The 22,365-nt window shown below is 51.5% G+C and carries 27 protein-coding genes; 24 read left to right on the forward strand and 3 right to left on the reverse strand.

Going from position 1 to position 22,365, the window contains the following annotated elements; all coding sequences use genetic code 11:
- Nucleotides 1–81: 81 nt before the first annotated feature.
- The 9 genes from FC49_RS02795 to trxA all read left to right on the forward strand — a co-directional run bounded on the left by FC49_RS02795 (nt 82) and on the right by trxA (nt 10,006).
- Nucleotides 82–1,029 (forward strand): DHH family phosphoesterase, encoded by a 948-nt coding sequence (locus FC49_RS02795; protein WP_003714960.1) that lies wholly within the window; start codon nt 82–84, stop codon nt 1,027–1,029.
- A 10-nt stretch (nt 1,030–1,039) separates the two neighbouring features.
- Nucleotides 1,040–2,413, forward strand: coding sequence for a DEAD/DEAH box helicase (locus tag FC49_RS02800; protein ID WP_056984093.1), 1,374 nt, complete (start codon nt 1,040–1,042; stop codon nt 2,411–2,413).
- Between the two features lie 255 nt (nt 2,414–2,668).
- Nucleotides 2,669–5,329, forward strand: a complete 2,661-nt coding sequence (gene alaS, locus FC49_RS02805; RefSeq protein WP_056984095.1) for an alanine--tRNA ligase — start codon at nt 2,669–2,671, stop codon at nt 5,327–5,329.
- A gap of 193 nt (nt 5,330–5,522) precedes the next feature.
- Nucleotides 5,523–5,792, forward strand: a complete 270-nt coding sequence (locus FC49_RS02810) for an IreB family regulatory phosphoprotein (RefSeq protein ID WP_003714378.1) — start codon at nt 5,523–5,525, stop codon at nt 5,790–5,792.
- Nucleotides 5,789–6,232: a Holliday junction resolvase RuvX gene (ruvX, locus tag FC49_RS02815; RefSeq protein ID WP_003714418.1), complete on the forward strand. Its 444-nt coding sequence runs from the start codon at nt 5,789–5,791 to the stop codon at nt 6,230–6,232. The genes FC49_RS02810 and ruvX overlap by 4 nt, the downstream gene beginning before the upstream one ends.
- 4 nt (nt 6,233–6,236) lie before the next feature.
- The gene (locus FC49_RS02820; RefSeq protein WP_003714426.1) at nt 6,237–6,545 is read left to right on the forward strand and encodes a DUF1292 domain-containing protein; all 309 of its coding nucleotides are present in this window, start codon (nt 6,237–6,239) and stop codon (nt 6,543–6,545) included.
- A gap of 154 nt (nt 6,546–6,699) precedes the next feature.
- Entirely contained in the window at nt 6,700–7,227 is a 528-nt protein-coding gene (locus tag FC49_RS02825; RefSeq protein WP_056984097.1) for a CvpA family protein, read from the forward strand.
- Nucleotides 7,228–7,241: 14 nt separating this feature from the next.
- Nucleotides 7,242–9,614 carry an endonuclease MutS2 gene (locus tag FC49_RS02830; RefSeq protein ID WP_056984099.1) on the forward strand — a complete coding sequence of 791 codons (2,373 nt, stop codon included), beginning with the start codon at nt 7,242–7,244 and terminating at the stop codon, nt 9,612–9,614.
- A gap of 77 nt (nt 9,615–9,691) precedes the next feature.
- The gene (gene trxA / locus FC49_RS02835) at nt 9,692–10,006 is read left to right on the forward strand and encodes a thioredoxin (RefSeq protein ID WP_056984101.1); all 315 of its coding nucleotides are present in this window, start codon (nt 9,692–9,694) and stop codon (nt 10,004–10,006) included.
- A 74-nt stretch (nt 10,007–10,080) separates the two neighbouring features.
- Here trxA and FC49_RS02840 read toward each other — a convergent pair whose 3' ends face one another.
- Nucleotides 10,081–10,644, reverse strand: coding sequence for a DUF2507 domain-containing protein (locus FC49_RS02840; RefSeq protein WP_056984103.1), 564 nt, complete (start codon nt 10,642–10,644; stop codon nt 10,081–10,083).
- Between the two features lie 148 nt (nt 10,645–10,792).
- Here FC49_RS02840 and murI point away from each other — a divergent pair, with 148 nt between their 5' ends.
- Genes murI through cbpB form a run of 4 tightly spaced genes read left to right on the forward strand, consistent with a single transcriptional unit; the run spans nt 10,793 to nt 13,191 of the window.
- Nucleotides 10,793–11,593 carry a glutamate racemase gene (murI, locus tag FC49_RS02845; protein WP_056984105.1) on the forward strand — a complete coding sequence of 267 codons (801 nt, stop codon included), beginning with the start codon at nt 10,793–10,795 and terminating at the stop codon, nt 11,591–11,593.
- A gap of 4 nt (nt 11,594–11,597) precedes the next feature.
- Entirely contained in the window at nt 11,598–12,194 is a 597-nt protein-coding gene (locus tag FC49_RS02850) for an XTP/dITP diphosphatase (RefSeq protein ID WP_056984107.1), read from the forward strand.
- Complete coding sequence (locus FC49_RS02855; RefSeq protein ID WP_056984109.1) at nt 12,191–12,727, forward strand: metallophosphoesterase; 537 nt, start codon at nt 12,191–12,193, stop codon at nt 12,725–12,727. The genes FC49_RS02850 and FC49_RS02855 overlap by 4 nt, the downstream gene beginning before the upstream one ends.
- Entirely contained in the window at nt 12,724–13,191 is a 468-nt protein-coding gene (gene cbpB / locus FC49_RS02860; protein ID WP_003714347.1) for a cyclic-di-AMP-binding protein CbpB, read from the forward strand. The genes FC49_RS02855 and cbpB overlap by 4 nt, the downstream gene beginning before the upstream one ends.
- Nucleotides 13,192–13,247: 56 nt before the next feature.
- Here cbpB and FC49_RS02865 read toward each other — a convergent pair whose 3' ends face one another.
- Both FC49_RS02865 and FC49_RS02870 read right to left on the reverse strand, forming a co-directional pair.
- Entirely contained in the window at nt 13,248–14,084 is an 837-nt protein-coding gene (locus FC49_RS02865; RefSeq protein WP_003714978.1) for an HAD-IIB family hydrolase, read from the reverse strand.
- Nucleotides 14,074–14,952, reverse strand: coding sequence for a mechanosensitive ion channel family protein (locus FC49_RS02870; RefSeq protein WP_003714977.1), 879 nt, complete (start codon nt 14,950–14,952; stop codon nt 14,074–14,076). Before FC49_RS02870 ends, FC49_RS02865 begins: the two co-directional genes overlap by 11 nt.
- A gap of 144 nt (nt 14,953–15,096) precedes the next feature.
- Between FC49_RS02870 and FC49_RS02875 the strand changes: the two genes are divergently transcribed.
- The 11 genes from FC49_RS02875 (at nt 15,097) to FC49_RS02925 (ending at nt 22,288) form a co-directional block, all read left to right on the forward strand.
- Nucleotides 15,097–15,537 (forward strand): DUF948 domain-containing protein, encoded by a 441-nt coding sequence (locus tag FC49_RS02875; RefSeq protein ID WP_003714979.1) that lies wholly within the window; start codon nt 15,097–15,099, stop codon nt 15,535–15,537.
- Complete coding sequence (locus FC49_RS02880) at nt 15,530–15,928, forward strand: hypothetical protein (protein ID WP_004564573.1); 399 nt, start codon at nt 15,530–15,532, stop codon at nt 15,926–15,928. The genes FC49_RS02875 and FC49_RS02880 overlap by 8 nt, the downstream gene beginning before the upstream one ends.
- 176 nt (nt 15,929–16,104) lie before the next feature.
- Nucleotides 16,105–17,112, forward strand: coding sequence for a catabolite control protein A (gene ccpA / locus FC49_RS02885; RefSeq protein ID WP_003711614.1), 1,008 nt, complete (start codon nt 16,105–16,107; stop codon nt 17,110–17,112).
- Between the two features lie 13 nt (nt 17,113–17,125).
- Nucleotides 17,126–17,959 (forward strand): hypothetical protein, encoded by an 834-nt coding sequence (locus FC49_RS02890; RefSeq protein ID WP_056984110.1) that lies wholly within the window; start codon nt 17,126–17,128, stop codon nt 17,957–17,959.
- 72 nt (nt 17,960–18,031) lie between these two features.
- A complete protein-coding gene (locus FC49_RS02895) occupies nt 18,032–18,781 on the forward strand; it encodes a YebC/PmpR family DNA-binding transcriptional regulator (protein WP_003711612.1) in 750 nt (249 codons plus the stop codon).
- 109 nt (nt 18,782–18,890) lie between these two features.
- Complete coding sequence (gene comGA / locus FC49_RS02900) at nt 18,891–19,868, forward strand: competence type IV pilus ATPase ComGA (protein ID WP_003714365.1); 978 nt, start codon at nt 18,891–18,893, stop codon at nt 19,866–19,868.
- The gene (locus FC49_RS02905; RefSeq protein WP_225349512.1) at nt 19,786–20,865 is read left to right on the forward strand and encodes a type II secretion system F family protein; all 1,080 of its coding nucleotides are present in this window, start codon (nt 19,786–19,788) and stop codon (nt 20,863–20,865) included. Before comGA ends, FC49_RS02905 begins: the two co-directional genes overlap by 83 nt.
- Nucleotides 20,865–21,179, forward strand: coding sequence for a competence type IV pilus major pilin ComGC (comGC, locus tag FC49_RS02910; RefSeq protein WP_003714367.1), 315 nt, complete (start codon nt 20,865–20,867; stop codon nt 21,177–21,179). Before FC49_RS02905 ends, comGC begins: the two co-directional genes overlap by 1 nt.
- Nucleotides 21,176–21,619: a type II secretion system protein gene (locus tag FC49_RS02915; protein ID WP_156402452.1), complete on the forward strand. Its 444-nt coding sequence runs from the start codon at nt 21,176–21,178 to the stop codon at nt 21,617–21,619. Before comGC ends, FC49_RS02915 begins: the two co-directional genes overlap by 4 nt.
- The gene (locus FC49_RS02920; RefSeq protein ID WP_003714360.1) at nt 21,609–21,863 is read left to right on the forward strand and encodes a hypothetical protein; all 255 of its coding nucleotides are present in this window, start codon (nt 21,609–21,611) and stop codon (nt 21,861–21,863) included. The genes FC49_RS02915 and FC49_RS02920 overlap by 11 nt, the downstream gene beginning before the upstream one ends.
- Entirely contained in the window at nt 21,860–22,288 is a 429-nt protein-coding gene (locus FC49_RS02925) for a ComGF family competence protein (RefSeq protein ID WP_003714357.1), read from the forward strand. The genes FC49_RS02920 and FC49_RS02925 overlap by 4 nt, the downstream gene beginning before the upstream one ends.
- Nucleotides 22,289–22,365: the final 77 nt, after the last annotated feature.

Below are 22,365 nucleotides of genomic sequence, written 5' to 3' on the forward strand. Positions count from 1 at the left end.
TTACGTTTTTGATAGAATCAGGATGCAAATCCTGTTATACTTAATTCTTAGACAATTATGGAGTGCGAAGGAGTAATTATTATGGCGGACCAGTTAAGTCAGATTCTTGAACAAATCAAAAAGTACAATAAAATTATCATTCACCGGCACCAGCGGCCGGACCCGGATGCCATCGGTTCCCAGGTGGGGCTCGGCGAAATCTTGAAGGCCTCCTTCCCTTACAAGCAGGTTTACCTGGTAGGAAAGCATATTCCAGGTTTTGACTGGATTGGAACGATGGATGACATCGACGGTGAAACCTTTAATGATGCCCTGGTGATTGTCACCGACACGGCCAACGCTCCCCGGATCGATGACCGACGGTTTAACAACGGTGACGAGTTGATCAAAATTGACCACCACCCGAATGATGAACCCTTCGGCGACCTGATGTGGGTCGAACCAGACGCGTCAAGCTGTTCAGAAATGATTTACGATTTCTACCAGCATTTTAGCGACCAGCTAACCCTGCCTAAGAAGGCCGCCCATGCCCTTTATGCGGGAATTATCGGCGATACCGGCCGCTTCTTGTACCCAGCAACAACTCCCCGGACGATGCTAGTCGCGGGGGCGCTGATGGCTGCCGGAGCAAATGCGGCCGAGATTAGTCGGCGGGAAGATGAGATTACCCTGCCGGTGGCCCGTCTATCGGCCTACGTTTACGAGCACCTGACAATTTTAGACCACGGTGCCGCCTACGTCGTGTTAACGAATGACCTCCTTGAGAAGTTCGGCCTGACCGAAGCAGGGACCTCGGCGGTGGTTTCGCTGCCGGGACGGATTAAGGACGTCCGTGCCTGGGCCATCTTCGTTGAGCAGGCGGACGGCCACTACCGGATTCGGTTGCGTTCTAAGGGGCCGGTAATCAATGAGCTAGCGAAGAAGCACGATGGTGGTGGCCACCCGCTGGCTAGTGGTGCTAAGGCCAAGGACGAGGCGGAGATCAAGCAGGTCATTGCCGAATTAGATCAACTGACAAAAAATGAATAAGGAGGCGCCCATGACGAGCAAAACTTTTAGTGATTTTAAGCTCAAACCATACTTGGTAAAAGCTGTAACGGCAATTAACTTCCACGAACCTACTGCGGTGCAGGAGAAAGTCATCCCAGATATCCTTGCAGGAAAGAGCGTGGTTGGGCAGTCGGCTACCGGGAGCGGGAAAACCCACGCCTTTTTACTGCCGCTCTTTTCCCGGATCGACCCGGCTGTTCAGGAAGTTCAGGCGGTCATCACGACCCCGAGCCGGGAGTTGGCCTACCAAATTTACAATGCTGCCAAGCAGTTAAACCAGTTTGCTGACCAGCCGTTGACCATCCATAACTACGTTGGGGGTACGGATAAGCAGCACCAGATTGCCCAGTTGGAGCGCAAGCAACCCCAGTTAGTGATTGGAACGCCGGGACGGGTATTGGACCTGATTAAGTCCCAGCACCTGGACGTGCATACCGCCACAATGTTCGTGGTCGATGAAGCGGATATGACTCTTGATATGGGATTCTTGGAACAGGTCGACCAGATTGCGGGGCGCTTCCCGGAAAACTTACAGATGATGGTCTTTTCTGCTACCATTCCGGAGAAGCTCCGGCCGTTTCTGAAAAAGTACATGGCGAACCCGGTGATTGAGGAAATCCCAACGGCAACGGTCATTAATCCAGACGTAGAGAACTGGCTGCTATCGACTAAGGGCCATGACCGCAACCAGCTGATTTACCAGCTGCTCACGATGGGGGAACCATACCTGGCCCTCGTCTTTGCCAACACCAAGGAGCGGGCAGAAGAACTGACCCGCTACCTTAGCGAGCAGGGGTTAAAGGTAGCGCTGATTCACGGGGGACTGGAACCCCGGAGGCGGAAACGGGTGATGCGCCAGATCCGTAATTTAGACTACCAGTATGTGGTGGCAACCGATTTGGCGGCCCGGGGAATTGATATTGACGGGGTTTCTTTGGTAATCAATGATGACTTGCCGACTGACCTGGAATACTTCGTTCACCGGGTGGGGCGGACCGGCCGTAACCAGATGACTGGCACGGCGATCACCCTTTACGAGCCGGCCGAAGATGAGTTGATTGCCAAGTTGGAAGACCGGGGAATCAAGTTTGTGCCGAAGGAAGTCAAAAACGGCCGCTTGGTAACTACCCATGACCGGAACCGGCGGAAAAAGTTTCGGCGGCGGCAAGAGGAACTTGACCCGTCAATGAAGGGCTACGTCAAGAAAGCCAAGCGGAAGGTCAAACCGGGCTATAAGAAGCGAATCAAGCGGGCAATCAAGGATGATGAGCAGCAAAAGCGGCGTCTTGAACTGCGTCATAAAATCCGAAAGGCCAAGCGGCAGCGACAACGGCAGCACCGGCGTGAACGTGCCGACCGTTGATTTTTGCGCGGGGGTCCGCTATAATATGGTTCGTTTGGGATATGTCCGTTGATTCGTCATTGACAGAAACAACCGGGTCGCTGTGACGGTTGAGTGACGGTTAGCGGGTGCTCCCCATCCAAAAAACTGGATAAAACTCCCGTGAGGGAAATAAAGAGGTAAACGAATTCCATCGTTGCAAGCAAAGTGGTACCGCGTCAATCGGCGTCTTTGTTAGCAGGGATGGTTTTTGTTTTTTGAAAGGAAGAGAGTAGCGTGAAAAAGCTGAAACAGTTGGACAGTGCGCAGGTGCGGCGGATGTACCTGGACTTTTTCCAACAGCACGGTCATAAGGTAATGCCAAGCCAGTCCTTAGTCCCAGTCAATGATCCGACCCTGTTATGGATTAATTCTGGGGTGGCAACGATGAAGAAGTACTTTGACGGGAAGGTCGTCCCGGATAACCCGCGGATGACTTCCTCCCAGAAGAGTATTCGGACCAACGATATTGAAAACGTGGGGAAGACGGCGCGCCACCACACGATGTTTGAAATGCTCGGCAACTTCTCCGTTGGGGATTACTTTAAAAATGAGGTCATCCCGTGGGCCTGGGAACTGTTGACGAGTGACGACTGGTTCGGCTTTGACCCAGCCCGTCTCTACATTACCTACTACCCGAAAGACCATGATGCCTACAATAAATGGCGGGAAGTCGGGGTTGCCGAAGACCACTTGATTGCCGATGAAGACAACTTCTGGGATATTGGTCAGGGGCCTTCTGGTCCGGACACCGAAGTTTTCTATGACCGGGGGCAGGAATTCAATAACCTGGCAGAAGATGACCCTGAAAGCTACCCGGGCGGCGAAAACGAACGCTACCTGGAAATCTGGAACATCGTCTTCAGCCAGTTTAACCACACGCCAGAAAATACTTACGAGCCGCTCCCCCACAAGAATATTGATACGGGGATGGGCTTGGAACGGGTCGTTTCCATCTTTGAGAATGCACCGACGAACTTTGAAACCGACCTCTTCATGCCAATTATCAAGCAGGTTGCAGCCCTGTCTGCTGGTAAACAGTACGGGGCTGATAAGGCCGATGACGTTCAGTTTAAGATTATTGCCGACCATATCCGGACGATTACCTTTGCCATTGGTGATGGTGCCCTCCCATCGAACATGGGGCGGGGCTATGTCATCCGGCGGCTGCTTCGGCGGGCCGTGGTAGCCGGCAAGAAGCTCGGCATTGACGAACCATTCCTGGCACAACTGGTTCCCACCGTTGGCAAAATTATGGAAGACTACTACCCAGAAGTTTTGCAAAACGCTGATTACATTGCTTCCGTTATTAAGTCGGAAGAGGACCGTTTCAGTGCGACCCTGAATGGGGGATTAAACCTGTTAAACAGCGTGATTGCTGATGCCAAGCAAAACGGCAGTAACCAGATCGATGGCCGGACGGCGTTCAAGCTCTACGATACCTACGGCTTCCCAATCGAATTGACGAAGGAATATGCAGCTGATGAGGGCTTGACGGTTGACCAAACGGGCTTTGAAGCTGCGATGACTGAGCAGCAAAACCGGGCCCGAAACGCGCGTGACATGGACAACGGAATGGGCGTGCAAACCGACCTCTGGACCGACTTCAAGGAAGATAGCAAGTACGTCGGCTATACTGATTTGACGGTCGACGATGCCAAGGTGATTGGCCTGGCCCACGATGGCCAGCAAGCCGACAGCGCAGCGCCAAGCGACCAGAACATCGAAGTGATCTTTGATACCACACCATTCTACGCGGAAATGGGGGGCCAGGTAGCCGATACTGGTGATATTATCGATAATTACGGTAAGAAGGTCGGTCGGGTCGTTGGCGTCCAGCACGCGCCAAACCAGCAAAACTTACACCGGGTTGAATTGACGAGCCCAATCAAGAAGGGGGCCCGCTACAAGCTGGTAGTTGACCGGGCTCGGCACCTGAAGATTGAAAAGAACCATACCGCGACCCACCTGTTGGATCAAGCGTTGCGGAACGTCTTGGGCGGGCACACCCAACAGGCCGGCTCCCTGGTCGAAGCCCACTACCTCCGCTTTGACTTTAACCACTTCGGCCAGGTTACTGCTAAGGACTTAGCTGCGGTTGAAGCAATGGTCAATGAGCAGATCTTTAAGGAAATTCCGGTAACCACGGTGGAAACCGACATTGATTCGGCCAAAGAAATGGGCGCGATTGCCCTCTTCTCCGACAAGTACGGCGATAAGGTCCGCGTCGTTAAGATTGGTGACTACAATACCGAATTCTGTGGCGGTGACCACGTCAAAAACACCAATGAGCTGGGGCTTTTCAAGATTGTTTCCGAAGGGGGCGTCGGTGCCGGCGTCCGGCGGATTGAAGCGGTGACCTCCAGCGATGCCTATGACTTCCTGCAAAAGCGCAATGCCATGTTGGAAGAAGTCGCGGGGGACCTGAAAGCAGCCCAGATCAAAGAGGTGCCACACCAGGTTGCTAACCTGCAAGAGGAATTAAAGCAGGCCAACAAGCAGGTCGAGGCACTGCAGGCTAAGATTGCGGCCCAGCAGGCGAACAACGTCTTTGATGATGTTCAAGAGACGAAGAAGGGTAAACTGATTGTGGCCGAGGTCAAGGTTGCTGGGATGGGTCAACTGCGGCAACTGGCTGATAGCTGGCGTGCCAAGGGCTTGTCCGATGTTCTTGTCTTGGGGACGGCCAATGATGGCAAGGCTAACCTCCTCGTGGCAGTCAGTGACGAAAAGGTCAAGGCGGGCTTAAAGGCTGGTGACCTGATTAAGGCAATCGCTTCCGCCATTAAGGGTGGCGGCGGCGGCCGGCCAAACCTTGCCCAGGCTGGTGGAAAAGATCCTGCCGGTATTCCTGCCGCCCTCAAGCTGGCAAAGGAATACCTGGACAACGAAAATTAATTTAGCAGTTAGGCGGGCAGCTCTAACCCTGGCAATCAGCGGGGCGGGCTGCTCGTTTTGCAGTTAAATGAAGATTAGCGTTGTTCGATGAAGGAACCGGCTTTTTTAATTGCCAATCAGCCGGGATAATTGTGATTTTACAACGAGTATAGTAAAATATTGGGTTAAAGAGACTATCTGGAGGTGACGATTGATGACTGCTAATAATGACAAGACGATGTTCTTTGATTTTGGTCAGGAACGCCAAGAAGATATTAAAGAAACGCTCAAAACGGTTTATGAATCGTTGGAGGAAAAGGGCTACAACCCAATTAACCAAATCGTGGGTTACCTGCTGTCTGGAGATCCAGCTTACATTCCGCGGCTTAATGACGCCCGGAATCTGATTCGGGCTCATGAGCGGGATGAAATTATTGAAGAGCTGGTCCGCTCGTACCTAAAGAATAATGGTGAGACCAAATGAGGCTATTGGGCTTAGACGTTGGCTCCAAGACCGTGGGCATCGCCGTGAGTGACCCGCTCGGTTGGACAGCCCAGGCGGTCGAGATTATTCCGATTGATGAAGATGAAGAGGTCTTTGGCTTGGACCGGGTCGCCGAACTTGTCGACAAGGAACAGGTGGCGGGCTTCGTCTTGGGCTTGCCCAAAAACATGAATAATACGGAAGGCCCCCGGGTGGCAGCTTCTAAACACTATGGTGAGCTGCTCCAGGAACGGTTCCCCCAGATTCCAATCGACTTTCAAGATGAGCGCCTCACGACTGTTGAAGCGCACCGGATGCTGGTGGAAGAGGCGGATATTTCACGGGCCAAGCAGAAAAAAGTCATTGATGAGGTTGCTGCAACCTTTATCCTGCAAAGCTACCTTGATCGTCATGGCCGGTTAGTGCAAAAACTAAAATAAGGGAATGGTTAAAGTGACTAAACAACAAAATAACGATGAAAACATGATCACACTGATTGATGAAGATGGCAATGAACAGCTGTTTAAGGAACTGTTTACTTTTGACTCAGATGATTATGGGAAGTCATACATTTTTATTTACCCCGCTGAACAGGAAAACGATGAATCAGTTGACATCCAGGCCTACATTGTCACTGATAACCAGGAAGGCGACGGGCAGGACCTCGTTCCCATCGAGGACGATAAAGAATGGGACATGGTTGAGCAGGTTCTGAACACCTTCTTGGATGATGATGGCAACTTCAAGGGTTAATCAGGAAACGGCGATTGTCCAGGACCGGTGAACCAGGGCTGGAACAACTGAAATAACAATTGCCAAATTGAATTGGGGTCTAGTATACAATCAGTGGATTGGGTGCTAGGCCCTATTAGCGTAGTAGTAATTTTCAGGTAAAGGATGGCAGAGAATGGTTTTAACCACAGTTATTATTTTAATTCTAGTCGGTTGTTTTCTTAACGGCCGGCGCCGGGGGCTATTGATGATGGTCCTCTATGCCGCGACGTACCTCGTGAGCTGGCTGGTAGCCAAGTTAGCGGCTCCGGTGGTTGGCAGATGGTTGGGCAACCTGCTGCCAAATGTTTCAAACGGCTCGTCGTATTCTGGGCAGCTGTTAGCGCCGGTTGATCTAGACCACTTTTTTAGTAACGGGATTGCCTTCATGCTGATTTTCGCCATTGTAGCATTCTTATGCCACTGGCTAGTCCGCCAATTAAACTGGGTTCGGCGACTGCCCGTGATTGGAACGCTCGACAGGCTGGCCGGCGGACTCCTATCGTTACTGATTGGTTACGTGATTATCTTTGTGATCCTGGTAGTGACGCAGCTGTGGCCGGCAGAATGGTGGCAAATGCAACTCGCCAACTCTGGCTTGGCCCGGCTAATCATTGATCAAACGCCACTGCTCGCCCAGCTGGTTTTACAAACGATTGAATAAGGGGAAGTAGGAGAATGAACCATAAAATAATCGAGACACTTGAATTTGAACAAATCAAAGGCCGGGTCGCCCAGCACCTTGTTTCGGCTGCTGGCAAGCAGGAACTGGCGGCCTTAATGCCGGCAACGGACTACCAGACGGTGGATACCTGGTTGACAGAAACAACTGATGGGGCTGACATCCTCCGCTTAGAGGGGGGCCTGCCCCTGCCTAAGCTGGCTGATATTAAGCCCCAGATGAAACGCTTGAAGATTGGCGCCAACTTAAACGGGACTGAACTGGCCCAGGTGACCAAGGTCCTGCAAGCGAGCCTAAGCGTCCAGAACTTCTTTGAACAGATGCGGGAGAAGAAGATCAAACTCCGGGTCCTCGAGCAGACGGTGGACCGGCTGGTAACGATTCCGTCGGTGACGACCCGGCTAGTCCGTTCGGTGGATCCTGACGGGCGGATTAACGATGAAGCCTCGGCGAAGTTACACGGGATTCGGCAGTTAATTAGTAAGACCGAAAATGAAATTCGCCAGCAGATGGCCCAGTACACCCAGGGGAAGAGTGCCAAGTACCTCAGCGAACCGATCGTGACGGTCAGAAACGACCGCTTTGTGATCCCGGTGTTGGCCCGGTACCGGAATAAGTTTGGCGGGGTCGTTCATGACCAGAGCGCTAGCGGCCAGACCCTGTACATTGAACCGGGCGCGGTGATGGAAGACAATAACCGCTTACGCCAGGCCCAGATTGAGGAGAAGCAGGAGGTCCTGCGGGTATTGGCCGAACTGTCAGCCCTGATTTCACCATACCGGCACGACATCCTAAATAACGAGCAGATTTTGGGACACCTGGACTTCATTAACGCGAAGGCAATCTACGCCCACGAACTCAAGGCCAGCCTGCCGCTCCTGTCTGCGGATAACCAGGTGAACCTGCGCAAAGCCTGGCACCCCCTGATTGCACGTGACCAGGCGGTTGCCAATGATATTAAACTTGGTGGGGACTACCAAACGGTAATCATTACTGGTCCAAACACAGGTGGGAAGACGATTACCCTGAAAACGCTTGGAATTATCCAACTAATGGGTCAGGCGGGCCTGTTTATCCCCGCGCAGGAGGGCAGCACGATCGGGGTTTTCGATAACGTCTTTGCTGACATCGGTGATGAGCAATCGCTTGAGCAAAACCTCAGTACCTTTTCCGGACACATGGATAACGTGAAGACGATTCTTGACCAGTTGACCGCCGACAGCCTGGTTCTGCTGGATGAATTGGGGGCCGGGACAGACCCGAAAGAAGGGGCTGCCTTGGCCATGGCAATCCTGGATGAAGTCGGGCAACGGGGGAGCTTGGTAATGATTACCACCCACTATCCGGAGCTAAAGGTGTATGGTTACGATCGTGCCAAAACCATTAACGCCAGTATGGAGTTTGACCAGGCGACCCTGCAGCCGACCTACCGGTTGCTGTTGGGGATTCCCGGACGGTCAAACGGTTTGGAGATTGCCAAGCGTCTCGGGATTGGCCCGGCAATCATCAGCGAGGCCCAGTCGCTGGTCAGTGATGATAGTCAGGACTTGAACGCAATGATTGGCGACCTGGTAGAACAACGGAAGCAGGCGCGGGAAGAAAGCGAGCGGCTGGCAAAGCTGGTTGCCCAAAATCAGGCTGACCAGGAAGAACTTAACCAAAAGTTAGACCGCTTTAATGAGCAGCGCGACCAGTTGTTGGAACGGGCTCGGTCGCAGGCGAACCACCAGGTGGCTCAGGCCAAGCGTAAGGCTGACCGGATCATCCACCACCTGCGCCAGTTGGAAATCCAACAGGGAGCCGGAGTTAAGGAGAATCAGCTGATTGATGCCCAGGGGGCGTTGAACGCCCTCCACCAGGATAACCCGCGGCTCCAGCATAACAGCGTCCTGAAGCGGGCCAAGGAGAAACATGATTTGCATAAGGGGGATGCGGTCCTGGTGAAATCTTACGGCCAGCACGGCGAACTGCTTAGCCGGCGGGGAAACCATAAGTGGGAAGTCCAAATTGGCATTCTCAAAATGGAAATCGATGAACGGGACTTAGAAAAGGTTGCCAAGCGGGACCTGCCAAAAGAAAAGCAGCAGCGGACGGGGCACCGGGCGGTCAAGACCACGCAGACTCGGAAGACCTCTGCCCGGTTGGACCTGCGCGGGCACCGCTACGAAGAGGCGATGGGCGAGTTGAGCAACTTCATTGATCATGCCCTGCTGAACAACCTGGGGACTGTGACGATTATTCACGGCAAGGGGACCGGAGCATTGCGGAAGGGAACCCAGCAGTACCTGCAGAGTAATCCGCGGGTCAAGTCCTTCTCGTATGCGGCCCCGAATGCTGGTGGCGACGGAGCGACAATCGTTAACTTATAATAAGTAAGCTCTTTTCGTGCTTTTATTGCTGACCTCTGTTAAAATTAGAATCAAACAATTAGAGAGGAGTCTTTACAATGGCAGTAAAAGAAACTACTGATCAGACGTTTGAACAGAATACTGCGCAAGGGGTTGCGTTAGTCGATTTTTGGGCAACTTGGTGTGGCCCTTGTCGGATGCAGTCACCGGTCGTTGAAGCCCTGTCCGACGAAATGCCGGAAGTTAACTTCTTTAAGATGGACGTTGACCAAAACCAGGAAACGGCGCGGAAGTTCCGGATCATGAGTATTCCAACCTTAATGGTGAAGAAAAACGGGGAGGTAGTTGACCAGATTGTCGGTTACCACCCGCAGGAACAGCTCAAACAGCTTTTGCAACAATACGTAGATTAGTTTTTAAAACTAGTAAGGGACTTCCCAAGCACGGCATAGCCGGTTTGGAAAGTCCCTTTTGTTTATGGTCAGTTTTAATCCTGCTTTTCTCGTCTGGACCGCCGTTTGCGAAGGTGCCGTCCTGCTTTGGGGGACTGCACCTGGTCATTATCGGCGGAAGTGGTTTGCAAGTGAATGAACGTGGCCAATTCGGCTCGTTCGGAGTTGCTGTCCGTTTGGGGGTCGTTTTCCAGCAAAATATTGACGGCATCGTGGTGCCGGTCGTTGATTTTAGCTTCAACGACGGTCCCTAGTTGGAATTCGATTTCTTGGGCAAGGAAGCCGCATTCGAGGCCAAAGGACGTTTCTTCATCATCCTTTTTGATCCGTCCCGCGACGATTGGCCCTCCTAGCCGCCAGAGCTGGCTTGTGGGGCTGTGCTTTTCCAGTGTGAGCTCGCCAAGCCCAAGCTGGTGAGTCAAGGTGATAAGTTCGGCGGGACTAGCTACGGGGTACTGACGGGCGAGGTCCTTGCCAATCCAGTAAAGCATCTCGTCGGTTTCCTTACCGAGAATTGCCGGCAGGATGACATCCCGCAGGGTACCGTTAACCAGTCCCTGCGGACTATTGATCAATTCGTCATATAATTTTTGACTCATAGTTATCGTTCGCTCCTTTTTACAATCAATACTTATTATACTTAAAATCGATTAGGATAGTAACGGCAATTTTAAAACTTGCAAATTTTGATTATTAAACCGATAATAAAGTTTCAAGTATTTTGCGATTAATAGTGAGGTGGCAGAAATGGATAGACGGCCCATTGGGGTGATGGATTCTGGACTAGGCGGTCTTTCGGTCCTCCGGGTATTGCGCCGGGAACTTCCTGACGAGTCCCTGCTCTTCGTTGGCGACCAGGGACATTTTCCTTACGGGACAAAGACACAGGCGGAGGTACGCCGACTAGCCCTGGCAATCGGGCGGTTCTTGGTGCGTCACGATGCAAAACTAATGGTGGTAGCTTGCAATACGGCTACCGGAGCGGCCTTGCCCGCTTTACAGGCGGCTCTACCGATTCCAGTCATCGGGGTGATCCGGCCAGGAGCAAGCGCGGCCTTAGCAACGAATCCCCGGACAATCGGGGTGATTGGTACTGATTCGACGATTAAGAATGGGGCCTATGAACGAACGCTGCATGAATTACAGCCCACAGTCCAAGTGGTTAGCCAACCGGCCCAGCCCCTGGTGTCCATTGTTGAGCATGGTCAGACGGGGACGCCAGCTGCACAGCAAGCGGTGAACAAGGTTTTGCAATGCTTTGCCACCCAGCCGGTGGAAACCCTAATCCTGGGCTGTACCCATTTTCCCTTCCTCAGTCGGGAAATCCAGCGACGGTTGGGGCCAAGCGTACGCCTGATCGATCCGGCCTATGAAACCGTTCAGACGGTTAAGCAGGTGCTTACGGATAAGCGCTTATTATCAGCTGGCGGACAGCAACGGACGGCCCTCTACACTACCGGCCGGATTGCCGACTTGCAAGCTGGTGCGGATAAGTGGCTGGCTGGCGACTATGAGCAGTGTTCCAGTGTTAAATTAGACGGGGAGTGAGAAAATGGCTACTCTAGTGATTGCAACCAACAATGCGGGAAAGGCGCGGGAATACCGTGAAATGCTCGCGCCCTTCGGTGTGACGGTAAAGACGCTTGCGGACTTTCCACGCTTTGCGATTGATGAATGTGGGACCAGCTTTGAAGAAAACGCGTTAATAAAGGCGCGAACGGCCGTGGCTAAACTGGACTTGCCCGTACTGGCGGATGATTCGGGCTTGGTTGTCGATGCCTTAAACGGGGCACCGGGCGTTCACTCGGCACGGTACGCGGGGGACCATGATGATGCGGCGAATAATGCCAAATTATTACGGGAACTGACCGGGGTTCCAGCAGCGCAGCGAACGGCACACTTTCACACGACGATTGTTGCCTTGAAACCAGATGGGGCGAAGCTAGAGACTAGCGGTCGCGTGGAAGGGCAGATTCTCACCCAGCCGCGCGGTCAAAACGGTTTTGGCTATGACCCATTATTTATGCCAAAAGAATTTCCGGGACGGTCGATGGCGGAATTGACTCCGGCAGAAAAGAACCAGATCAGCCACCGTGGACGGGCCTTACGGGCTTTCATGGAACAATTTGCGGGGTGGTGGCAAGCATGACTAAGGCATTGATTGTGAGTGATAACCATGGTGACCGGGCGATTTTAGAGCAGTTGGTAGACCGCTGGAAAGAGAAGGTCGACCTGATGGTCCACTGTGGTGATTCGGAAATCCCAAGCAGTGACTCGTTAATGCAGTCCTTTGTCCGGGTGGCTGGGAATAACGACTGGCACCTGGGCTATGACCCTAATCAGCTGGTCCTCGCCGGGGGTGCCCGTTTCCTGGTCACCCATGGTCATAATTATGGGGTCAACTCTTCAATGACGCCCTTAATGCTTAAAGGGGAAGCGGTTGGGGCTGATGTTGTCTGCTTTGGTCATACCCACCAGCTGTTTGCAGCAGTTGAACGGGGGATGCTGATGATTAACCCCGGAAGTATCTCCTTGCCGCGGGGCCAGTATGTGGGAATTGGCGGAACCTTTGCGGTAGTGGAGCTTTCGCCGCAGTCCTTTACGGTCGATTTTTATGACCGTCATTCGCACCAGCAGCCCCAGCTGCACCGGGAATTTACTCGTGAGGAGCGCGAACTATGATTGAAAGACACCTGCGCGAATTACTCCTGGCCCACCAGGAGAAGTTCCTGATTCCTGCTAGTTTAGTCGCCAGTGTAAACGTTACTAATACGCTTGACCACGCCTTTTTGCTCTTGACCAAGAACCACTATGCCAAAATCGTGGTGGTTGATAATGATAACCACTACCGCGGGTTGATTTCCCTCTCAATGATTACTGACCGCCTAATTGAAACGGCCAAGATCAACGTCGAGAACTTGCACCGCTACCGGGTCGGGGATGTTATGCAGACGGATGTTGCGCCGATTACCGACCCCTACGACGTGGAGGAGAACCTCCACCTCCTGATTGACCAGTCCTTTTTGACGGTGGTCGACAGTGAGGGGCATTTTACGGGGATCGTAACCCGCCGGGAGCTGCTCAAGGCCGTCAACTACACCGTCCATCGCTTTGACCATTTTTATAACGTAAGTGAAAAAGATTAGACAAAACCCACCAGTTCGGTGCGCTTAAAAAAGTGCTGCCTACCGGTGGGTTTTATTTACTTATCGTTTTTCAGGATTTGCTGGATGGTTTTGAGGACGCCATCGTGGTTATTATCGGCGGCCGTGACGTGACCGGCCTGCATCCGGATTAACTGGTGGGCATTTTGCATCGCATAGCTTTGGGACGTCATTGCCAACATCCCCAGGTCGTTTTCGTTGTCGCCGAACGTGACGATTTCATCATCCGCAACGTTGAACCGTTCCTGCAAGAGGGCCAACCCGTTTCGTTTAGTGCCGCGGGCGTCGCCGATGAGGTCGGTGTTGAACCCTGAATTTTCAATAATCAGGGAGGCTGGCAGGTACTGGTCTAGGGTTGCTGCTACCCGTTGGAGGTCAACGTGGTCAGCAAAATTAATCGAAATCTTGGTAAACTCCTCGTGGGGATTGTTGCTGAAGAGCTGTCGCAGGTCGGTCACGGTGTGGACCTGCTCGTAAAAGGTCTTGACGATGGCGAGGTTGTGCTGGTCCATCCGCTGATCCACGTATGATACCTGGGGGCCGGAGACCACGAGCTGGTTAATATCCTGCGGCCCGTAAAAGCGGTCGAGGACGTGCAGGACACGGGCCAAGGCCGGTGCTTGGATGGGATAGGTTTGCAAAAGCTGCTGACCTTGGTGGACGACCGACCCGTTCTGTGATACGAAGGACATCTGGTCGAGGTAGGGTGCAAACTCACGGGCAAGGCGGGGGTAGCTAGAACCGCTGGCAGCGACGAAGTGCACCTGGTGCTTGCGGAGTTGCCGAAAAACCTTAGCAAATAAGCGGTGGTTATAGCTATGATCATCGTGGAGAAAGGTTCCATCGAGGTCGGTCGCAATCATTTTAATTTTCACTATGTTCTCTTCCTTCCCAAGATAGCGGCACCTGAGCCGCGTGAAGTTTTTTCAGATAGGCCGCGAGGAACTTGCTGGCGACCTGAGATTGGGTTCCGCTGGTGACGGTGATGGATACCCGAAAGACCAGCTGGGCATTAACGGTCAACGGTCCAATAATGACCGGCTGTTCCCGCAGCTCAGGCGTGTTGGCAATTAACTGCTGGTTAGCCTCCTCTACTAACTGGCGGACTTGGTCGAGTTTAGCACTGGGGGCAATGTGAATATCTACGTTGGTCACCATATTGTTGCGGGAAAAGTTTTGGACAATCGTGATTTGCCGGTTCGGGATATAGTTGAGGGTCCCATCGGCACTGGTTACCTGGGTCGTCCGGATCCCGATCGCGGTCACGGTTCCCTTAATTTGGCCGATAGCAACTGTATCCCCAACGTCAAGCTGCTGCTCGAGCAGGATGAAAAAACCGTTGACCAGGTCGCTGACGAAGCCCTGGGCCCCCAGTCCTAATGCGATGCTAAAGATTCCGGCACCGGCAATCAACGTACCTACGGGAACGCCAATTTCGGAAAGAATGGCGTAGAGAAAGAAGAAGTAGCAGGTGTAGCGGTAGATATTAAGCGTCATCGTCCGGATGGTTGCCAGCCGATTTTTATTTTTTAATAGTTGGTAGCGTTTGGACTCAAGGAACAGGTGGTTAATAATCAAGCGGCCTAACCACAATATAATCAAGAAGAGCAGGGCGGTGACGATAATCAAGAGCAACTTATTGAGAATTTGCCGCCCAATTTCATTCCAGGATAGGTCGGTAAAGGCATGTTTGACTTGTTCCAGCTGTTTATTCAATTGGGCATTTCCAGCACCAAGAATCATGGGACGTTCCTCCTTTGGGTATATCTTTTTAATTGTAACAAGTTCTGCGAGGGAATGTCGATAGGGGGAATTTGTTGTTTTGCCCGGGATTGTGATATGCTATCATTGATATAACTGAATTGTGCAATCGGGAGGCGGAGTAGAATGACGTTTGGTGAATTAGCAGGGTTAATCGCTGCAATTGCCTTTTTGATCCTGGTGGTTTTCTTATGTATTCTGATCAACCATCTTAGTAAAACCATGCAGGAAACCAACCGGAGTATTTCCCTGCTCACAAAGGATATGGATAGCCTGAGCAAGGAAGTTGAAGAAGTTTTAGGAAATACAAATGTCTTGTTAGAAGATATCAACAAGAAGTCTAGTCAATTGGATCCGGCCGTTAAGGCTGTGGCTGACGTTAGCCAGAGTGTGGTGGACATCAATGATCAACTGCACGAGATGGCGGAAAAGGTTGCAACCCAGCGTGAAAAGAACCGGCTGGGCTTAGGCTTAGCAAAGACTGCCGGAAAGACGGTTGTGCTCAGTGCTTTCAACCGTTACCGTCAGCACCGAAAGAATAAGAAAGGGGCCGCAAAAGATGAGTAAAAAATTATTAACGGGAATCGTTTTGGGAAGTGTTGCCACTGCCGTGAGCTGGGCGCTGTTGCCTAAGGCTAAGCGTCAGGAATTGCAGACGCAGGCCAACAGTAAATTGAATGATATTGCCGATTACGTTACTGACTACGCCTTAACGGCATTGGATATTGTTGACGAGCGCTTAGCCGAAATGGATAACGCGGGAGTTACGGACCGTATCAAGGCGGCTGGTCAAAAGGTTAAGGATAAGAAGGACCAAGTGGTTGACCACCTAGCCAATGATGATTTTGACGAACAGACGGCGGCAATCCGGGAAAAACTAGCTAATGCTAATTCCACGGCTGACCAAGATGATGACATTGTCATTGATGCAACCGCGGATGATAATAATGAAGAATAACGCACAATTAAGATAAAATGGCCGTTGCCCTCCTGGCTTGAGTGGCAACGGCTTTTCGATTACCGTTAACCGAAAGATGTTCGCAATCGTTTGCCAAGTAGATTTTAATTTGCTATATTAGTGTAGCTATGAAAAATAATGAAAGCATGATATATCAATAAAGAAAGGGCTATCTTATGGAAAAACAAGCTGTGACAATTTATACCGTTGCGCGTGAAGCGCGGGTTTCGATGGCGACCGTTTCCCGGGTGGTTAATGGCAACCCCAACGTTAAGCCGGCCACTCGGCAAAAGGTCCTTGACGTAATTGAACGTTTAAACTACCGGCCAAACGCCGTAGCACGGGGCCTAGCTTCCAAGCGGACGACCACGGTCGGGGTAGTAATCCCTAGCATCACGAACCCGTACTTTGCGGAACTTGCCTTGGGAATTGATGATATTGCCTCAATGTACAAGTACAACATTATTCTGGCTAATTCGGATTATGATAATGACAAGATCTTGAAGGTGGTTCGCAACCTCCATGCTAAGCAGGTTGACGGAATTATTTTCATGGGCTTTGATTTATCCCCAGAATTACGGGCTGAATTTAAGTCGAGCAGTACACCGGTAGTGGTTGCTGGCTCCGTGGTCAACGATAAGGAACTTCCGGCAGTTCGGATCGACTACCGCAAGGCTGCCAAAGAAGCGGTAACCCGGTTGTTGGATCACAACCACGACCACGTTGCCCTAGTAACGAGCTCGCTCGGCTACTCAATCAATGCCGATGACCGGCTCAGCGGCTACAAGGATGCTTTGGCGGATGCCGGGGTCGATTTTGATGACCAGCTGGTAATTGAAACCGATGGTAGCTACAAGCAGATTTATGACCAGGCGAAGGCAATTGCCGATTCCGGCGTCAAGGCTGCTTACGTGACGAATGACCACTTGGCGGTGGGACTGTTAAACGGACTCACGGATAGCGGCATCAAGGTGCCAGACGATTTTGAGATTATTTCATCCAATGACACGACCTACACTCGGCTGTGCCGGCCAATGCTGACTTCAATTAGCCAGCCGCTGTACGATATTGGTGCTGTTTCCATGCGCTTGTTAACGAAGCTGATGGAAGACAAGGATGACAGCGAAAGCGACGTCATCTTGGAACACAGCATTATTCCACGGCAGTCGACCCGTTTGCAATAGGTGGCTGAGACCAGTGCAAACACGGAGTGGAATTCACCAAGCGCGGCGCAATCATGACTCGGCTGGCAAACAGGGCCCCCACCTTGCGTTTAACATCTGTGGGCTAGTTATTCTGGTCCTGTTAATGGTTAGCTTAATTGCTAGCCGGACGGTTTTTAACAAGCGGTTTGTAATGCACGAAGTCACCTCATCAACGGTAGAAACAGACCTGCTGGACCAAGTGCAGGCTGGGCTAAGCCAGTACGGTATTCCGCGTACGGTCCTGACGAAGGACGATACCGATCGAATTGTTAGAACGGTGGTGAACCAAGCCTTCGCGGGTCAGGAGCTAAGCCTGGACCTGAGTCAGGTTACCAACCGCTTAGCTGGCCAGGCCAACAGTCAGCTAGCCCAATTTGGCATTTCAACAAGTTTACTGCCGTCCGGGACGACCGCTGCGGTCAACGACAATATCAATTCTGCCGTTAATTCGCGAATTAATACCCCGCAGGTAAAGCAGGCAATCAACAGCCTCCAACTGGCGCGGATGGTTAATACTACGGTTCTCGGCATCAGCAGTGTTCTCATGGTCATAATGCTGGTAGGGGCTGTTATCCACCGTCACTTAGTCCAGAGCTTTTCTTGGATCTGTACGCTTGCCCTGCTGGTTAGTGGGGGGCTGGTAATGACAGTCAAGGGCGTCATTCCCCACCTAGCCGCTGCTAATCCTGAATACAGTTCGTTGGCGGCCCAGCTGGCGACTGGCTTCCAGGCCGCTGCATTAACCTGGCTGGGCCTGCTGGCGGTAGTTGCCATCGTCCTGTGGGTAATCCGGCTGTTAAGCCTGCGATTATCGTCTCGACGGTAACCTTGAATTCATAGTCGTTTTTTGCTAAAATTTATCTGTTTATCACATTAATAAAGAAAAGAGGAGTCAGTAATGTCAGGACATTCAAAATGGCATAACATTCAGGGGCGGAAGAACGCCCAGGATGCTAAGCGGGGCAAGATCTTCCAAAAGATCTCCCGTGATTTGTACCAAGCAGCTAAAGCAGGTGATCCTGATCCAGCTAACAACGCCCAATTACGGCTGGTCATTGACAAGGCCCACGCGGCTAACATGCCAAAGAAGAACATTGACCGGGCGATTGCTAAGGCTTCTGGTATTGGTGGCGCAAAGTTCGAAGAAGTTACCTACGAAGGGTATGCTCCGGGTGGGGTTGCCGTAATGGTTTCCGCCTTAACTGATAACAAGAACCGGACTGCTTCAGCTGTTCGTTCAGCATTTAGTCACTCTGGTGGTTCGCTGGGTGCTAGTGGTTCCGTTGCCTACATGTTCAACCGCCAAGGTTTGATTGAAATTTTGCGGGATGATCTTGACACCAGTGAAGACGACATGTTGATGGACGCCCTGGATGCTGGTGCGGATGATATGAAGGCCACTGAAGAAAAGTTCCAAATCTTCACTGACCCAAGTAGTATGACTGCTGTTCGTGATGCTTTGCAGGAAAAGGGCTACGACCTGGACACTGCCGAAGTAACGATGATCCCAGAAAACCGGACGGCCGTTCCTGAAGACAAGGTTAAGCAATACCGGCATTTAATTGATGAATTAACTGCTAATGATGATGTTGCCGACATCTACGAAACTGGAATTTTACCAGATGACGATGACGACGATGAAGAATAAGTAGTCATTACGATGAACTAAAAAATCCAATTCTCATGATGATGAGAATTGGATTTTTTAGTTTAAATGGCTCCCGTTACCGTTTCTTATAGGTGAGGGGGCTTTTTGGATGATTGGATTTGAAAAAGAAATTGCAGTGGCGATTGGTCGGCGAGCGGCTGACTTGTATATCTTGCCATATAAAAAGTATTACCGGCTGCTGATTAACTGCCAGGGACAATTAAGGGTAGTTAAGGAAGTTGCGCCTGACTATGGTCAGCGGCTGATCTCTTATTTAAAGTACCAGGCGGACATGGCGGTTAGTGAACACCGGCGGCCGCAGTTAGGAGCGATGGAATGGCACCACGGGCCGGAAATTATTAACTTGCGGCTCTCGAGCGTCGGCGACTACCAGGGGCGCGAGTCCTTAGTAGTGCGTTTTATCTATCATTTCAGCGCTAGCAATTACCACTTGCTCTTCCCAGATCAGTGGCAGGAGTTAAAAGACCTGTTAAAGCAACGGGGGCTGGTCTTGTTTGCGGGACCCATGGGGTCTGGCAAGACCACCACAATGTATCAATTGGCCCGGCAGGTGGCTGACCAGCAGGTAGTCATGGCAATTGAGGATCCGGTGGAAATTGATGAGCCATCCTTTGTCCAACTCCAGGTCAATGAACTGGCCGGGATGAATTACCAACAATTGCTCCGGCTAGGTCTTCGCCACCGACCGGACGTTTTTATTATCGGTGAAATTCGCGACCCAGAGACAGCCCAGATGACCGTCCAGGCTGCTTTGAGCGGTCACCTCGTGCTGGGGACTGTTCACGCGCAGAATGTCTTTGGGGTAGTAGCGCGGCTGGAGCAGCTGGGGGTTGCACCTTTTTATCTGGAGCAGGTTTTAACGGGAGTTTTTTATCAGCGACTCTTACCGTGTCAAGACGGGAAGCAGGCGGTCCTGTTCGATTCCTTACGGGGAGCGGACTTGCAGGCTGCGTTAGTAAATCATAAGAAACGGGGGATGACAGATGACTGGCGGACACGCCTTCAACGGGCTTATGACCAAAAAAAGATTAGTTCTGCGGTTCAAGCGGCGTTTGCGCAGGGTTAGTTTTAACCAGGCGGCACAGGCAAAATGGTTTTTACTAATGGGGGACCTGCTAAAGGTCGGCTTTTCCTTGCAGCGCGCCCTGGCGTTTACGACCGTGGTGATGAAGCGGCAGCGGTTGGCGTTAGTAATGGTTAACCAACGCTTGATGGAGGGGAAGTCGTTTGCGGATAGCATGCAACCCTTCGTGGGGGCGGACCTTTATTATCAGTTGCTGTTAGCGGAGAAACACGGTGAACTTAGCCACATTTTAACTGAAATCGGGACGCTTTTGCTAACAAAGCAGCGTCAGCGGCAGAAACTTCACAGACTGTTGCAGTACCCGCTCCTGTTGCTCTTTTTACTCGGTGCCTTAATGGTGGGGCTAAGCGTCTACGTTTTTCCCGAGTTAAGCAGCTGGCAAACCGGGACCGCGGGAATCAAGTGGGACCGGCTGAAAGAAACCGGTATTTTTTTACTGATTTTTGTCCTCCTTGCAGCCTTGGGGTGGAGTGTTCGCACTGGCTGCCGGTGGCATCATTTCAATGCTGATCAACGGGCGGCCTGGCTGTGTGGGTTGCCGGTAGTCGGGCGCTGCTATTGCCTGTACTATGGTTATTATTTATCCACTACTTTAGCGACCCTCTTGCAGTGCGGAATGTCATTAAAAGAAATTTTAGCCGTTGTGAACCAGTTTGCGCCCCGGTCCCTGCTTTATTGCCTTGGTCAGCTTCTCCAAAGCCAGCTGGCTGCCGGTGGCGATGTTAAGGGCTTAGTCAACAGTCGTCCGTATTTACCGAATGAGTTAGTGATTTTAGCAGACAAGGGAACGACAATAGACCAGCTTGGGACTGATTTGATGGCCTTAGGCAAGATTCAGTTTCAACGGTTGCTAGCCCAGCTAGAAGAATTACTGAGTTTTGTTCAGCCAGTTATTTTTATCGTCATTGCGGTAGTAATTGTGGTCCTGTACCTGAGTATTTTGCTGCCAATCTACCAGTCCATTCAGGGGGTGTACTAATGAAAAAAGTCTTCAAACGGCGGCGGTCCGGCTTCACCTTACTAGAAATGTCCATAGTGCTCTTTATTATTAGTTTGCTGATTTTAATCGTGCTGCCAAACTTAGCCCAGCAGCGTCGTCATGCTAATCGCGTACATGGTGATGCAATGGTTGCCGTTGTTCAAACCCAAATTGATGCCTATGAGAACGAACACGGTACGAACCGGGTCAGCTATGCCCAACTCCAGGCGGATGACTACCTGACCAAGGCCCAGGTTGCTCGCGCCCAGCGGGAGCAGATCGTCATTGCTAATGGGAAAGCATACCGACGATGAGCAGAGCCAAAGCGTTTACGATGCTTGAGATGGTCATTGCCTTAGCACTTGTTACGGTAATCCTGCTCTTTACCGGTCCACTGGTTAGTCACAGCCATGAACAGGTGGTTGAGCAGCGATTTTGGCAGAGCTTTCGCCAGCAATGGCATTTGGCACAGACACGGGCTCAGCTCAAGCGTCAGCCAACTACGATCACTTATTCTGCGGATACCAATGCGGTGGTTTTTACCAGCTGGCAAAATCGCACCACGATAGCGGTTCCGGCAACCATGCGGGTCGAGCGCTTTTCGCCGATTGAAATGCAGGCGGATGGCTACGTAAAGCCCGCAACCCAGCGGTTTTATTCGCGGAGTGGGCGGTGTCGCTACCGCCTGGTAATTCAGATGGCACGGGGGGAATATGATGTTAAAAAAGACGAGGGCATTCGTGATGACGGATAGCATTTTAGCGCTCCTAATCATTAGTATTGGTTTGGGATCGTTAGCAGTCTGCCAAGTCCAGTTGCATTATCAACAACGGCAGCATTTAATTAAGCTGACTGCGGCCCGGTTACTAAAAGAGGCTAGTGATGGTTACCGAATTCAGCATCGCCAGACGGTCATTAACCGGGCTAACTATCACGCGGTCGCGGACTCTAATCAGGCCGCGGTGTGGTATCAGGGACGGTTGGTGATTCGACTATGAAACGGTCGGCTTTCACGTTAGTTGAATGTATTGGGGCCTTGCTGGTGACCAGCTTGGTGGTGGTGTTAACGGGCTATGCCTTAACCGCGATTCGAACGACAAGTCGGCCATCTTTGGACCGTGCTACGGACTGGATAATTTGTCTCCAAGAGCTGGAATCGCCAGACCACCGGTTCGCCCTCAAACGGACTGAGCGTTACCAGCTTGAACTGTACGACTTGAACCAGCGGCGAATTTATGAACTATGCTTGCGGGATCGTTTGTATCTCCGCGCGCCTAATGGTGGCTATATGCCAATCTTTAGTAATATTAGGGGCGAACAGAGTGCCTTTAAGCGGTTAGATAGTCAGCGGGTTCATGTTACTGTCGTGCGAACCAATGGTCAAAAATTAGAAGGGGTTGTCTGCTTTGAAAAGGATCGGTAACCGTCACCAGGGCTACGTTATGATTACCAGCCTAGTGGTACTTAGCTGCATTTGTATAACACTAATTTTTCAGTACC

It is taken from the genome of Limosilactobacillus oris DSM 4864, from assembly GCF_001434465.1.
Classification (GTDB): domain Bacteria; phylum Bacillota; class Bacilli; order Lactobacillales; family Lactobacillaceae; genus Limosilactobacillus; species Limosilactobacillus oris.

Excerpts from the sequence above, each read along its gene's own strand:
- FC49_RS02795 (WP_003714960.1), top strand. The coding sequence starts at position 82 with ATGGCGGACCAGTTAAGTCAGATTCTTGAACAAATCAAAAAGTACAAT.
- FC49_RS02800 (WP_056984093.1), top strand. The coding sequence starts at position 1,040 with ATGACGAGCAAAACTTTTAGTGATTTTAAGCTCAAACCATACTTGGTA.
- FC49_RS02810 (WP_003714378.1), top strand. The coding sequence starts at position 5,523 with ATGACTGCTAATAATGACAAGACGATGTTCTTTGATTTTGGTCAGGAA.
- ruvX (WP_003714418.1), top strand. The coding sequence starts at position 5,789 with ATGAGGCTATTGGGCTTAGACGTTGGCTCCAAGACCGTGGGCATCGCC.
- FC49_RS02820 (WP_003714426.1), top strand. The coding sequence starts at position 6,237 with ATGGTTAAAGTGACTAAACAACAAAATAACGATGAAAACATGATCACA.
- FC49_RS02825 (WP_056984097.1), top strand. The coding sequence starts at position 6,700 with ATGGTTTTAACCACAGTTATTATTTTAATTCTAGTCGGTTGTTTTCTT.
- FC49_RS02830 (WP_056984099.1), top strand. The coding sequence starts at position 7,242 with ATGAACCATAAAATAATCGAGACACTTGAATTTGAACAAATCAAAGGC.
- trxA (WP_056984101.1), top strand. The coding sequence starts at position 9,692 with ATGGCAGTAAAAGAAACTACTGATCAGACGTTTGAACAGAATACTGCG.
- FC49_RS02840 (WP_056984103.1), bottom strand. The coding sequence starts at position 10,644 with ATGAGTCAAAAATTATATGACGAATTGATCAATAGTCCGCAGGGACTG.
- murI (WP_056984105.1), top strand. The coding sequence starts at position 10,793 with ATGGATAGACGGCCCATTGGGGTGATGGATTCTGGACTAGGCGGTCTT.
- FC49_RS02850 (WP_056984107.1), top strand. The coding sequence starts at position 11,598 with ATGGCTACTCTAGTGATTGCAACCAACAATGCGGGAAAGGCGCGGGAA.
- FC49_RS02855 (WP_056984109.1), top strand. The coding sequence starts at position 12,191 with ATGACTAAGGCATTGATTGTGAGTGATAACCATGGTGACCGGGCGATT.
- cbpB (WP_003714347.1), top strand. The coding sequence starts at position 12,724 with ATGATTGAAAGACACCTGCGCGAATTACTCCTGGCCCACCAGGAGAAG.
- FC49_RS02870 (WP_003714977.1), bottom strand. The coding sequence starts at position 14,952 with ATGATTCTTGGTGCTGGAAATGCCCAATTGAATAAACAGCTGGAACAA.
- FC49_RS02875 (WP_003714979.1), top strand. The coding sequence starts at position 15,097 with ATGACGTTTGGTGAATTAGCAGGGTTAATCGCTGCAATTGCCTTTTTG.
- FC49_RS02880 (WP_004564573.1), top strand. The coding sequence starts at position 15,530 with ATGAGTAAAAAATTATTAACGGGAATCGTTTTGGGAAGTGTTGCCACT.
- ccpA (WP_003711614.1), top strand. The coding sequence starts at position 16,105 with ATGGAAAAACAAGCTGTGACAATTTATACCGTTGCGCGTGAAGCGCGG.
- FC49_RS02895 (WP_003711612.1), top strand. The coding sequence starts at position 18,032 with ATGTCAGGACATTCAAAATGGCATAACATTCAGGGGCGGAAGAACGCC.
- comGA (WP_003714365.1), top strand. The coding sequence starts at position 18,891 with ATGATTGGATTTGAAAAAGAAATTGCAGTGGCGATTGGTCGGCGAGCG.
- FC49_RS02905 (WP_225349512.1), top strand. The coding sequence starts at position 19,786 with ATGACTGGCGGACACGCCTTCAACGGGCTTATGACCAAAAAAAGATTA.
- comGC (WP_003714367.1), top strand. The coding sequence starts at position 20,865 with ATGAAAAAAGTCTTCAAACGGCGGCGGTCCGGCTTCACCTTACTAGAA.
- FC49_RS02915 (WP_156402452.1), top strand. The coding sequence starts at position 21,176 with ATGAGCAGAGCCAAAGCGTTTACGATGCTTGAGATGGTCATTGCCTTA.
- FC49_RS02920 (WP_003714360.1), top strand. The coding sequence starts at position 21,609 with ATGACGGATAGCATTTTAGCGCTCCTAATCATTAGTATTGGTTTGGGA.
- FC49_RS02925 (WP_003714357.1), top strand. The coding sequence starts at position 21,860 with ATGAAACGGTCGGCTTTCACGTTAGTTGAATGTATTGGGGCCTTGCTG.